This is a genomic window from Cyanobacteriota bacterium, from assembly GCA_025054735.1.
Classification (GTDB): domain Bacteria; phylum Cyanobacteriota; class Cyanobacteriia; order SKYG9; family SKYG9; genus SKYG9.
Map to the genome: position 1 here is coordinate 1 of JANWZG010000051.1, position 13,419 is coordinate 13,419.

Sequence of the window (13,419 nt, forward strand, 5' to 3'; positions counted from 1 at the left end):
CCTGTACGTTAATGCCTCGATCGTTCAGGTTAATAAACGGAACAGCATAGTCTAAGCGAATGTTGAGGCGGGGAAGTGGTTCCCATAGAAAGCCAATACCAGCGGCTGCTAGAAATGTTTGAGAGGGCAACAGATTAGGATTACCGTCCACATTCCAAACTGCACCAATGTCTAAAAACGGAGCTAGCCGCACTAAGGGTGCACCAGACTCATCGCGCTGAACCGTGATGCGGTTTTCAATGGAAAATCGAAAGCCATTATCCCCCGATCGAACATTCTGGCGAAAGCCGCGCACAGACTGTCCACCACCAATGACAAATTGCTGAGATGGCAACAGAGTATTTGCCGCCAGTTGCAAGTCAGCCTGAATGATCAAGAGTTGATCAGGACTCAGCAATTGCACCCGCTGAGCTTGTAGCAACCAGCTAAAAAAACTACCATCAGGCACTGGCTCAGGATTGCTAGTAGCCCCAAAGATACCTAAGCCAAAGTTAAACTGCGATCGCAATGCCCAAGCCCCTTGAATATCACGACTGACATAGTCTTGTCCAAACTTCAACACACTGGTCGTGCTTACACCATCGGCATCAGGGCCAATCCCAAATTGCTGGGGAATGTTATTGAACAAAAAGGTTTGCCCCCGTTGGTAAGTGAAACCAAAGGAGAGGGCAAATTCTTCCCGGGGCGATCGGACAAGGGGTTGGCGAAACGTAATGTCATACAGGTCAGTAGTGCCTCGAATCCCAAAGGCAGCAAACGTTGGATCCGTAATTCGATAGGAACTAGGAGCAAAGCGCAGTTGAATAGTCCCATTCATGGGATTAAGGGGATAGCGATAGCTGAGATCCCACAAGCTAGACCCACTAGTAGTGCTAAAGCTGTAGGATGCTAAAAACTGGTCACCTGCGCCAGTGACATTCCGCAACCCAAAACCAAGCCCCAGCTTCTCAGACCCCACGCTAGGCGGGGAATAGTTATCAGCACTAAAATTAGCTAAGAAAGGGTTAGCTTCAGTGACGCGAACGACCAGGATGCTTTTGCCAACTCCTTCACCCGCCCTAAGGCTTGCTTCCACATTTTCAAATAGCGGATCCGATCGCAATAATCGCAGTTGATCCTCCAACCGATCTTGGCGGAGCGGTGTGATTCCCCCCAAAGCGACACGGCTGCGGATGTATTCTGTACTAACCCGTTGATTGCCTTGCACCTCAATGCGCTCTAGACCCCCCTCAATCACTTGAATCGTCACAACACCATTAGCTGCGGTCTGTTCAGGAATAATGGCACGGGAGGTAAGATAGCCGCGATCGAGATAGAGCTGGGTAATACCATCAGCCACTGCCTGGAGCTTTTGGAAATCAACTGTGGTGCCCTCAAGAGGCCGTGTAATTTCAGCAATCTCAGCATCAGATATTGCCGTGTTACCAGTCACAACAATTTTCTGAAGCACAAATGTTTGTGCAACCTCAAGCTGAACTAAAGACTTCGCGCTGGATTGTTGTGTTCTGTAATTAATCTCCTCAGTAGATGAGCTAAGGGTCGGGGAGTTTGATGCCGCCAAAAACCTAGGGTGTGTGAGGGTAGTTGTTGAGGGCGTAAACTCAACCACTGTTGAGCGACTAGGGTGTGAGTAGCTAGGGTGAAGTTGTTCAGGGGTCACTACAGCTTCAGACAACGAGGGTACATCTGACAACGTGATCAAGACTGGTGACAGAGCAGCAGCAGAATGATGAGGCGTATACAAGTGTATTTGAGCCTTTCGCTGAGTATCTAACTGCACAGGGTAACGATCTGCTGAGAAAGCTTCATCGTTAAGAGAAGAACAGGTTATGCAACCAGCATAAATTGGTGGTGACCATGAAACAAAGATGACACTGGAAACGATAACCTCACACCAACGTCCAGCTTTCATACAATACCCAACTGCTATTTTGTGATTTATTTAACTCTGTAGCTGCTGCTGACACGTAAACTGCACGCACAGTTACGACCCAACTAGACCATGAACTAACCCTGAAACAAAATAACACCACGAGAAGTATATTCGGTAGTTAGGCTAGCATACACTACACGATTAATTACTACTGGCAATTCTGCTGGCAACATTCAGTAGTGACTACTGGCAATGTTCAGGGCAAATGAAGCTGTATTCTTAACCTGCTCATAGTTTCCCCTTAAAGTTTTAACCCAGTCTTCTTAATATTGCTGCGCTATTCTAGCCATGCTTGCCTGACCCCAGGCTGCTATGCTCACTAGCTGTAGGTTTTTTTATGACGACCAGAGTCCAAATTCTATATGCTTCAGACTTCGAGGCAGGCGTTCCTGCAGCCGGAACGTCTCCCCAGACCTCGGATGCTGTTCGCTTCTCGGCAGTGTGGAACCGCCTCAGAACCAACACCAACCCTGCCACCTTCGGTATCGACCAGGCAACCCTCAACAACACGATATTGCTGCTAGGTGGCGACAATTACATTCCTAGCCCCTTCTTCAATGCTTCCAGTGACCTATCACTTAATGGTGTGGGTGGCTTGGGTACTAGCACAGCACCAACCCTAGGGCGGGGTGATGTGTCTATCATGAATGCCCTAGGTGTACAGGCATCAGTATTGGGCAACCACGAATTTGATTTGGGGATGCGCCAAGTTCGAGACATTATCCGTCCGGGTGGGGGCAGCAACGGTACCCAGTTCCCTTACTTGAGCGTCAACCTAGACTTCGTACCAGAGATTGCTACGGGCAACAGTATTGCTAACTCTGACCTAGGTGGTGGTAACCCGGGAGCGACTGGGCAAACTACAGCCGAATATCAAAACATCACAACCAAGCTAGCGAAAAGCACAATTATTCATCTCAACGGTCCTAATGGTGTGCGTGATACGCCAGCCCAAGCTGGTGCGAATGCTCCCTTACCGGCACTAGTGGGTGATGACGATCGCGTCGGTGTGATTGGTGTGACTACACCCACCCTACGCAGCATCTCTTCCCCCGGTGCAACTGGGGTGAATCCAAGCAACCCCACTGATTTTGCCGCTCTTGCGACGATCATCCAAGCCCAGGTGGATGCCCTCACCGCCGCAGGTATCAACAAGATTATCCTGCTGGGGCACATGCAGCAGTTCCAGCTAGAAGCAGACGAGTTGGCTCCACGCCTGCGGAACGTAGATGTGATTTTCGCTGCTGGTTCCCACACCCAGTTCTTCGACAGTACAGATGTTCGTCGCCCTAGCGATGTGGGTCTTAATAACCCTAGCTTTCCTCTAATACGGACGGATCGAGACGGGCAACCTGTATACATTGTCAGTTCGGCATCCAACTACCAGTATGTGAACCGATTTGTAGTTGAGTTTGATGCGGCGGGCAGGATCATTCCCTCTAGCTTAAGTCCTAACATCAATGGTGCCTATGCCACTAACCAAGCAGGGGTTGATCGTGTCTACGGCACAACCAACTTTAACGCTGCTGGCGACCTGTCTGCGCAGATTGGCGCTGCTCTAAATACCGAACACCAAAAGATTGTGGCCATCACTTCCGGTATTCGGACGGTCATCCAAAGCAAAGATGGTACCTTCTTTGGTAACACTAGCGAATTTCTCAACGGCACTCGGTTCGATGTGCGGAACGAAGAAACTAACTTTGGTAATTTAACGGCTGATGCCAATGCCTGGTATGGTCGCCTGGTAGACAATAGGGTACTAGTATCGCTCAAGAACGGTGGTGGTATCCGTGACAACATTGGCGTAGTAGATAGCGCTGGGTCAGCCGGGGCAACGGATCCCTCTGGTATTAGACGGTTGCCTCCCCAACCCAATGAGCTAGTCCCCAATAAGCCCGTCGGGAATATTTCTACCCTAGATATTGAGAACTCTCTGCGTTTCAATAATGGTTTGACGCTGTTGACCCTCACCGCTAAGCAGATCAAAGACCTGTTTGAGGCGAGTGTTAGTAATGTAGACCCAGGTGAAACCAATGGTAACTTCCCCCAAGTAGGTGGTGTTTCCTTTAGCTGGGATCGCAATGGCACGGCGATCGTCTTCGACAACAATGGTAATGTCACTACTGAAGGCACTAAGATTAAAAACCTGGTGCTAATTAACGATGATGGCTCTACTAGGGACACGATCGTCCAGAACGGTAACGTTGTCGGCGATCCCAACCGCTTGATTCGGATCATCACCCTCAACTTCCTGGCTGGGGATCCCACGGCTGCTGTCCCTACCTTAACCGATAGCGTTTACCCCCTAGCGCGTTGGACAAAGGCAAACCCAACCCGTGTCAATCGAGTGGATTTATTGGGTGAACCTGACACCAATGGTAATGGCATTCTGGATCCTGGTGAAGACTTGAATTTGAACGGCGTGCGTGATCCTGCCTTGAACATTCCAGTAAATCGGGCAACGTTTGCTGTTGCAGGCACTGAACAGGATGCCTTTGCTGAGTACATGCGGGAGTTCTTTACTCGTACCCCCTTTGATGTTCCTGATACGCCAGCATCCCGAGACACACGCATTCAAAATCTCGCTCAGCGTACTGATACAGTGGGCCGTGGAGCAGCATTCCTCAATGGCAAGGAACTGACCCTGAACGGTGCTCCTCGCCTGCGGGTGACTCTGACAGGGCAATCTGGCACTACGGTGAATGAAGTGGGTGTGTTTGTATTACAGCAGGGCGAAACCCTGTCCAGTGTGACAGCGGCAAATGCCCTCCGCCGTGGTCAGGTAATTTTCTCAGCGATCGCTAACAGTCCTACTGGCTTTAACCAGGCTAATTTAGAGCGGATTGTCACCGGGCTAGGTCTGGGCGCGCGGTTGGGCTTTTTCATTGTGCAGAATGGCACCGTGGATGGTGTGCTGGCTGGTCAAATTCCCATCAGCCGCGTTACGATCGGTGAAAATGCCTTTACCATTTCCCAAAGTGGCACCAGCTTCTCTGTGAACTTGGGTACTGTGCAACTTAATATCACACCAACAAGCGGCCCCGCGGCAATCGCTACCTCGTTGCAAGGTGATCAACAGGGCGAAGTGCTGGATCTCCGCAGCTTGACTGGCAATGTCACAGCTACCTTCACTGTCAATCGAGAAGCTGCTTTCAACAACTTGGTGGGCTTCTACCGGGTCGCCAACGAAACGGGTGCCATTAATGACAACGGTACGTTGATCAATCCAGGTAGTGCAGGTTATGCCGCAGCAGCAATGCGGGCACGAGTAACTGGAGTTGACCTGTCGGTACCTAACCAAGGCACTTCAACCTTTACAGCCACGATCGCCGCTGGCTCCATCCTGGCTCCATTCATTATCACCAATGGTGGTACTGTCGCACAGGCACAAACCAACACCTTGCCAGCAGGCACAGCCATCTACTTCCCCTACTTGGCAGCTAATCCTGGTAGGGTAGATCATGTGCGCCTTTTGGGTAACAACACCTTCGGATTTGAGGATCTTCCCGGCGGTGGTGACGTAGACTACAACGATGTCATTGTACGTGTTACGATTACCTAAATTGATCGTAATCCTGTGACCTGTGGAATAGCGGATGATAACCCTAGTTCCACAGGTTGCAGCCAGTTGCCTGTAGCAGACGTTTACAGTCAAGTACCTCTATGGATAACTACTCAGGGGATTCGGTAACGATAATCCCCTTTTTGCTGCTTATTTGTTCTTATTTGTTATTTGATGCTTTTTGCCCAATTCTTCTGCCTGCCGCCCGGAAGCCCTCTAGAATTTCCCAACCGTAGTAGGTTAAGTAGAGACAACAGGCGACGACCAGAGCCTACAAGCAGTTAGCCCTAAATTTGGACTAACCTGATACTCAGGTGAGGGCACCCAAATATTAATGGTTCGAGTTTCTAGGATTTGATACAAGAAGCTCACATCAGGTGCGTAGTTAACACCAACCCGAAGATTAGAGAAATCATCTTCACAGCTCTCAAACCCAAAACGCACAACAATTTGTGCTACTAAACATTCAGGTGTATCAGCATACTCACCAGAGCTGTCTCGTTCTTGCCAAAATTTCTCTAGGAATCGCACCAGCGTGGGCATAACTTTCTCTGGCAAGCCATTTCTGCTGGCATAGATGATAGCGGGATTGCCCTCAACAATGATGTGGCAGGACGTGTTCATGACAGCGACTGAGTAGATAGCAGTTCAGAGAAATACTCACTTATACCCATGTAGGCTTGTGATAACTGAAGTTCTTCAGTTACCTTAATGTATCAAAACCTGTGTCATTAGGAGTGTAAGTGTGAACGCTGCTGAACAGGCGGTTAGTGTTGACCTAGCCAGCAAAATTGCCGCAATCGTGAATCGCTTCAAGTTGGAATTTCCAGACGCAAGAGCCGATCTGAAGCCCTGGATGAATGATCCCGATACCCAAAAGTTGGTTGATCCCGACTCCATCGACCTAGGATTTCACTTTCCAGGGCGGTCTCGCCGATTCCAAAGTCGCAGTATCCTTGTACAAATTCGCTTTCACGAAGATGAGCAGACAGCCGAAAAACGGGCGATCGGCCTAGAGCTAGCAGGCTTTGACCACCAAGGCAAACAATGGCACTTCTCCACTGTTAACCAGTGGGCGTTTGAGGGAAATTGTTACCCCATCCCAGAAACCCAAGAACAACTCCGGGCCTTTTGCCGCGAAATTTTGCAGATGTTCACTAGCTCAACCTAATCCTTCTGTCTTGGCCACGCTGCTCAACTTAGTTGTTGCCCTTCAGATTGACAAGTTCGATACCAGCAGCGTTCCAAAAGTTGCTGGTTGTAGTAGTGCCAAAATTTGCGCGGATGCCAAATGAATGCTTGACTGGGATCAAACAAGGGTTGATTGAGAAACTCCCAGAGCGGAAACTTAAGACGAATGGTATCAGAAGCGGGAGCCATAGGTTGATAATCAATAGAATGACAACAATAGTGCTAGAGAGAGCAGTCATGCACCTCTTTATTTCAACCTTGACAGATCCTCAGGGCTACTGCCTAGTAAAGATTGCGGAACTTAACACTACATTTCGTTAAGCAACGGACTACCTAAGATAGGTTTCATCTAGTCGAGCATGGAATTAATGCCTTAGCTTTATGCTGGCGAGCTGAGCAATAGTGTGATTGCACTGCAGCATTTACGTCATGAACCCCTAATATTTAAAGTAATTATCTTGCTAGCAGAGCGAGGCGAGCACTGTGTCTCATATAAATCGTGTCTCATATAAATCACAGCATGATGTTTTTCCTTCAGTTTCCAGTTCTGAGTGGCGTTAACCTTGCCTTGTGGTGTTAACCTCTCCTCAACGAGAGACTGGTCGTTTCCCTAACTGCTGGTCTTTTGCAGTTAACCTACATTAATCACCCTAGTGATGAATTTTATTGTTAAGCTCACTTGTTATTTCAAACTCCAGTTTGTTTAGTAAGCTACTACAGCCAGAGGGCGGCTGCTTGATAATTAAGGCTTAACTATCAGGGTTCCTATGTCTGACATTCATGATAGGTACTAGATTTGACCTTGCAAATGCTTTATTGGCTTCAGAACACCCAGCGACGTAGCTCAACGCTGCGTAAAGTTATTGATCGTATCCGCAGCTCGCTAGAATCTGAAGTTGTTATCCAGACTGCTGTTAATGAAGTCGCTACACTGCTGGATCTGGACTCGTGTGTGTTTTTCTGTTGTGACTTGATCAACCAACATGTTCGTATTCTCCATGAATGCAGTCGCGTGACTGAGCAGTCCTCCATACGGAAAAACTACACGATCGCTGAACTCGAGGGATTGGCCCCGTCACTGCTGCGCCAAGACTTGGTGGCCAGTGGTGTTGTTCTAGGAGCAGATATGTGGCGTGCAGTTGTGCGGTGGGTCTCTCAGTTGAGAAGGCCACAGGTTCCCACAGTCGCTTACTTGTTTGGGTTTCCTAGCTATTTGCTGATCCCAGTTAGGCAACAACAGCCTAATGCTATAGGGTACTTGGCCTGTTTGGTGAGACGATCGCGACTATGGACAGTTGCTGATATTGAATTTATGCAATCAGTGGCACAGCAACTGGAAATCGCCCTCCATCAAGCTCGCCTGTACGAACAAACGCAGCGCCAAGCACAACGAGAGCACCTCGTTAATCAAATTACCACCCAAACGCGGCAGAGTTTTGATCTAGAAATCATTTTGACTGAGGCAATCTCCCAATTGCTAGAGGCGCTCCAGGCCGATCGCTGTTTGGTGCATCTAGTAGAGCCACTTGACCCATCACCATCTAGCCCAAGTTCACGATCAAGTACGGCATTCCGGCGCAAGCATCTGTATGAAACCTGTCGAGAACCATTCGCACCCTCAATTGCTGATTTCGACACAGATGGCCCTATAACACGATGGGTCATTCAGCATCGACAGCCAGTCGTCATCCCAGATGTAGCTAATGATCCAAGAATAGGGGTAAATAATACGGAGTATCAACGAGCTGAGATTAAGTCTTCGCTGGTGATCCCAGTGCAAGCCAATGATACGCTGTATGGAATCTTGTATCTAAATCAATGCTCTAGTACTCGATACTGGTCAGAGTTTGACCAACAGCTTGCCCACGCCGTAGCTGACCAGCTTGCAATTTCTATCCAACAGGCACATTTGTATGCTAGAACACAACAACAGGCGATCGCTAGTGCCGCTCAGGCCCAGCGCCTAGCAGAAACCCTACGAGAGTTACAAGCAACCCAAGCTCGATTGATTCAGAGTGAAAAAATGTCTAGTTTGGGGCAACTTGTGGCCGGGCTTGCCCATGAAATTAATAATCCCATTAGTTTTATCTACGGGAATGTACCTTACATCAAAGACTATATCCATGATTTGCTTAGGTTGCTAGAAGCATATCGCACGGCTTACCCTCAGCCTGCAGCCACTGTGCAAGCTGTGATGGACGACATTGAATTGGATTTTATTTTGGGAGATTTATCCCACATCATTTCATCCATGGCAGCAGGTGCTGAACGCATTCGCCAGATTGTCAAGGCATTGCGCAATTTTTCTCGACTTGATGAAGTTGGTAGTAAAGTAGTGGACATTCACGATGGGCTAGAAAGTTGTCTCTCTCTCATTAGTCAACAGCTTGAGGGTATCCTAGTGATTCGAGACTATGGCAACCTGCCATCAGTCGAATGCTACCCTGGCTTGCTAAATCAGGTCTTCATGGGACTACTCATGAACGCTCTGGAGGCTTTACAGGCATTGGATACAGACCCAAAACGCTTGACTTTGCGGACAGAAGCTGTCTCAGATTCAGAGGGTGAACAGCATCGAGTCAGAATCACCATTGCTAACAGTGGCCCTTCCATTCCACCGGAGGTTCAGAGCAAAATGTTTGATCCCTTCTTCACCACCAAGGCTGTTGGGCAGGGCAGCGGTTTAGGATTGGCTATTAGTTACCAAATTGTGGTCAACCAACATCATGGTCAGCTAGAGTGTCACTCAGAACCGGGTAAAGATACTGAGTTTATTGTAGAAATTCCAGTAAAAAGCAAGCCTAGCCGACATCTAACCGTTTTAAGATAGAGTCAACCTCGACTCATGTAAGCTGGCGTAGAGTTTTGACATAGTTCCACCAGCGGTTAAGGGGATAAGAAACAATAGGCGACCACAGGCTACTGAGAATTGCAGAGGCTACAACAACTTGTTGCTGATTCGTCCAGATTTCAAGGAGATAACGATCGCCCTGCAAGCTAAACTGAAGCGCCATAATTGTTTCCGACACGACAGCCATACCAAATGTGATCAAAGCAACGGAAATAAAGTCTTCTTGGATGTACCGATGCTTCTGCAAACGAGCCGTCAAAAACCCTACTGTTGCTAAGCTAAAAGCATGGGTTGGCTCAAAGGCAGTCATACCGTCTTGAATCAGCCCCAAAACTAACCCTGCCAGAATGCCCTGCAGAGGAGTACGATTCACACTCCAGGCCACAACCCAAATCAGTAGCCAGTTAGGCCCGATACCCACAAGGTGCATACCAGGTAGGCGTACTAATGACATGACCACGCATAGCAGAACTGAACTGACAATAACTAGCCAGTTTGCCACGAAAACTCCGATGGGGGAAAAATTCCAGCTATTGCCTAAGCTTTTGTGCCTAACCATTTCTATTCATTATTGGCAGACGGCCTATCTGGTTGAATACCTGGTTGCAGTACGACCCACTCCAAGTAAGTAATAGGCACAGAGAGCTGAACCACAGCTTCTGGAGACGGACTTTTGTTTAGGTCGATTGACTCGATCGTTCCAACAACGATCCCGGCTGGGTAGTGGTTGCTGTAGGAGGATGTGACTACTACATCACCGCGACGAATGCTAGGTGCCTTTTCAAAAAACTGAAACACTGCGCGGTTCGAGGTTTGGCCACGTAGGTAACCCATATGTCGGCTACGGCTAACCATTACACCAACTCGGTGGCTAGCATCGCTTAAAAGTAACACTCGACTGGTAGAATTCGTAACTTGCACAACACGACCGACCAAGCCCCCAGGTGCAGTGGCAATATACCCAACCTGAATTCCATCACGACGACCTCTGCCCACTGTAATCTGTTGCCACCAGTGATCAGCCCCATGACCGATCACAGGCGCAACAATACCTTGGGGAACCTTAGTGCTACGGTAATCAAGTAATTCTTGCAGTCGCTGAGTCTGACTCTCTAGCTCCGCAATCTGGCCCTGCAACTCTTTCACTCTAGCATTGGTAAGAACTTGCTCCTGTGTAGGCATTCTCTGGAAGGGGGCTACTAACGTATAGTAAGCATCAAGAATAACAGCCCCCTGAGTTTGCCGAACTACCCAGGCTGTGCCAACAGCGATACCGATCAATCCAGCATACAAGCCGTGACGATTTAGCCAGCGACGTAGGATAGCCATAACGTGATTTGTCTAACTCCACTCACAACACAGCCACAGGGATTCGATCAAATCAGGACACAATCAATTAAATAACCAAGTCGAGATGACATCATTAACTACCAACAACTAACAGCAGTCTCTTGTCAACATAGCTAGGAATGCCGAGAACGGCTGAATACTCGCTGTAATTGCTTTAGGTTTTCCAGTACCTTGCCAGTGCCCAGCACTACGCAACTTAGAGGATCAGCAGCAACGTGGGTGACAATCCCCGTCTCGTGGCTGATCAGCGTATCGAGACCAGTAAGCAAAGCTCCACCACCTGCTAGCATAATTCCCCGGTCAATAATATCCGCAGCCAACTCAGGCGGGGTACGCTCCAGAGTACGTTTGACTGCTTCTACAATCACAGACAAAGGCTCTGCCATACTTTCTCGAATTTCTGGGCCTTTCACGGTAATAGTTCTGGGTAAACCAGACAAAAGATGCAACCCACGTACTTCCATCGTATTTTGATCAACATTCTGGGATGAATAAGCAGACCCAATTTTGATCTTGATTTCTTCAGCAGTGCGCTCACCAATCACCAGATTATGAACTTTCTTCATGTACTGGATAATCGATTCGCTGAGTTCATCCCCCGCTACTCGAACTGACTCACTCAAAACCGTGCCCTGCAAACTCAAGACAGCCACCTCAGTCGTGCCGCCACCAATATCGATAATCATGTTGCCAGTTGGCTCTGCGACCGGCAAACCAGCACCGATCGCCGCCGCTACAGGTTCATCAATCAACTTAACGTCACGGGCACCTGCTTCCTTGGCAGCTTCCTCAACCGCCCGTCGCTCTACACCAGTTACACCACTGGGAATGCCAATCACAATCAGCGGCGACACCAACGTTCTTCCCTCGTGCACACGGTTAATGAAGTGCTTTAACATAAGCTCAGCCATGTCAAAGTCTGCAATCACCCCATCTCGTAGAGGTCGCTTTGCCACCACGTTATCAGGTGTGCGTCCTAGCATTCGCTTAGCTTCTTCACCAAACGCCAGAGGAATGCCCCTATCTTCATCCATGGCAACCACAGATGGCTCTTGCAGCACAATCCCCTTGCCTGATACATACACCAAGGTATTGGCAGTACCAAGGTCAATACCCATGTCCCTTGAAAGTGAAAAGCGGTTCAAGAAACCCACAAATCTCTCCGTCTCTTTAGCTCTCAACAAAAACTACTTTACAGATCCAAGTAAACAGATCCAAGCAAACCTTCTAACCTGATGCCGCAACTTTATCATGCCGGAACAGATTTTATTACGTTTTTGTAAAGGAATCTAGGCATTCGTATGGACTTTGCTTGAGATATGCCTGATAGAATGTCGAGAAAGTCGGGGGTTAGAGTTCCCGTAGGTCAACCAAAGTCAAAAGTTCGTCTACGTCAACAACTTATAAGTTTGTTCTAACGTTGACTAATCCAGCAGTAAATTTATCTAGCAACAGATATGAGCCTCAACATTGTAAACCTTGTGGGTCGGGTAGGTATTGATCCGGATGTGAAATACTTTGATTCCGGTAAAGTGAAATGTAGGTTGACCCTTGCCGTTCGGCGACGCAGTCGCAACAGTGATGAACCGGACTGGTTTGAGTTGGAGCTATGGGAGAAAACAGCCGAGATAGCTGCCAATTACGTTCGTAAGGGTAGCTTGATTGGCGTTACAGGCTCACTACGATTCGATAATTGGCAAGACCGTAATACAGGCATAGCACGCTCAAAACCGTTCATTCGGGTAGATCAACTGAGTCTACTAGGCTCGAAACAGGACGATGAAGCATCATTAGGTTCAGCAGCGGATGAGTTTTGAGGTCTAAGGTCTGTCGAGTTGCAGCAATTCAGCAGAAAGCATTCGACATGGAAGTCACGCAGTGCGGTAATCTAGAAAAGCTGAATCATTGTGAGCAGGGCTTGCTTTCACAATGTTGCTCAAAATTTTGGTCATCCTATGTCTTCAACTGCATCCCCTACTGCTGAGAGTTCTACTCGCACAATCCGGATAGGTTCCCGCAAGAGTCAACTAGCGCTGGTTCAGACCTATTGGGTGCAAGAGCAACTACAGCAGCGTTTTCCCGATCGCACCTTTGATGTGCAGACCATGAGCACCCAAGGAGACAAGATTCTAGATGTAGCCTTGGCAAAAATTGGGGATAAGGGTCTGTTCACAAAGGAACTAGAAATAGGGATGCTGAATGGCAATATTGACTTTGCAGTGCACTCACTGAAGGATTTGCCTACGCGGCTACCTGAGGGTCTAGTGCTGGGAGCAATCACAGAGCGAGAGAATCCTGCTGATGCACTGGTTGTCCATGCCAAACACCGCGATAAGCAAATTGATACCTTGCCCGAAGGTGCTGTTATTGGCACGTCATCCCTACGCCGCCTAGCACAACTTCGTCACTACTATCCTCACTTAACGTTTAAGGATGTTCGAGGCAATCTGAATACCCGATTACAGAAGCTAGATGATGGCGAATATGATGCGCTGATTTTGGCAGCGGCTGGACTACAACGACTAGACATGG

11 protein-coding genes are annotated in these 13,419 nt (G+C 48.4%); 5 read left to right on the top strand and 6 right to left on the bottom strand.

Going from position 1 to position 13,419, the window contains the following annotated elements:
* Positions 1 to 1,450: ShlB/FhaC/HecB family hemolysin secretion/activation protein (locus NZ772_04110; protein ID MCS6812742.1), on the bottom strand; the 1,450-nt coding region annotated here is incomplete at its 3' end.
* A gap of 820 nt (positions 1,451 to 2,270) precedes the next feature.
* On the opposite strand from NZ772_04110, the gene NZ772_04115 reads away from it, so the two are divergent.
* Complete coding sequence (locus NZ772_04115; GenBank protein MCS6812743.1) at positions 2,271 to 5,495, top strand: 5'-nucleotidase C-terminal domain-containing protein; 3,225 nt, start codon at positions 2,271 to 2,273, stop codon at positions 5,493 to 5,495.
* Positions 5,496 to 5,735: 240 nt separating this feature from the next.
* Here NZ772_04115 and NZ772_04120 read toward each other — a convergent pair whose 3' ends face one another.
* Entirely contained in the window at positions 5,736 to 6,119 is a 384-nt protein-coding gene (locus tag NZ772_04120; protein MCS6812744.1) for a histidine kinase, read from the bottom strand.
* Between the two features lie 121 nt (positions 6,120 to 6,240).
* Here NZ772_04120 and NZ772_04125 point away from each other — a divergent pair, with 121 nt between their 5' ends.
* Positions 6,241 to 6,666 carry a hypothetical protein gene (locus NZ772_04125; GenBank protein MCS6812745.1) on the top strand — a complete coding sequence of 142 codons (426 nt, stop codon included), beginning with the start codon at positions 6,241 to 6,243 and terminating at the stop codon, positions 6,664 to 6,666.
* Between the two features lie 23 nt (positions 6,667 to 6,689).
* Here NZ772_04125 and NZ772_04130 read toward each other — a convergent pair whose 3' ends face one another.
* Positions 6,690 to 6,875, bottom strand: coding sequence for a hypothetical protein (locus NZ772_04130; protein ID MCS6812746.1), 186 nt, complete (start codon positions 6,873 to 6,875; stop codon positions 6,690 to 6,692).
* Positions 6,876 to 7,494: 619 nt separating this feature from the next.
* Between NZ772_04130 and NZ772_04135 the strand changes: the two genes are divergently transcribed.
* Positions 7,495 to 9,516 (top strand): GAF domain-containing sensor histidine kinase, encoded by a 2,022-nt coding sequence (locus NZ772_04135; protein MCS6812747.1) that lies wholly within the window; start codon positions 7,495 to 7,497, stop codon positions 9,514 to 9,516.
* Positions 9,517 to 9,529: 13 nt separating this feature from the next.
* On the opposite strand, the gene mreD is transcribed toward NZ772_04135, so the two are convergent.
* The 3 genes from mreD to NZ772_04150 form a co-directional block, all read right to left on the bottom strand.
* Entirely contained in the window at positions 9,530 to 10,096 is a 567-nt protein-coding gene (mreD, locus tag NZ772_04140) for a rod shape-determining protein MreD (GenBank protein ID MCS6812748.1), read from the bottom strand.
* Between the two features lie 2 nt (positions 10,097 to 10,098).
* A complete protein-coding gene (gene mreC / locus NZ772_04145; protein ID MCS6812749.1) occupies positions 10,099 to 10,866 on the bottom strand; it encodes a rod shape-determining protein MreC in 768 nt (255 codons plus the stop codon).
* Between the two features lie 134 nt (positions 10,867 to 11,000).
* Complete coding sequence (locus NZ772_04150; GenBank protein ID MCS6812750.1) at positions 11,001 to 12,005, bottom strand: rod shape-determining protein; 1,005 nt, start codon at positions 12,003 to 12,005, stop codon at positions 11,001 to 11,003.
* A 339-nt stretch (positions 12,006 to 12,344) separates the two neighbouring features.
* On the opposite strand from NZ772_04150, the gene NZ772_04155 reads away from it, so the two are divergent.
* Together NZ772_04155 and hemC are read left to right on the top strand one after the other, a co-directional pair.
* Positions 12,345 to 12,704, top strand: a complete 360-nt coding sequence (locus tag NZ772_04155; protein MCS6812751.1) for a single-stranded DNA-binding protein — start codon at positions 12,345 to 12,347, stop codon at positions 12,702 to 12,704.
* 138 nt (positions 12,705 to 12,842) lie between these two features.
* Positions 12,843 to 13,419: hydroxymethylbilane synthase (gene hemC / locus NZ772_04160; protein MCS6812752.1), on the top strand; the 577-nt coding region annotated here is incomplete at its 3' end.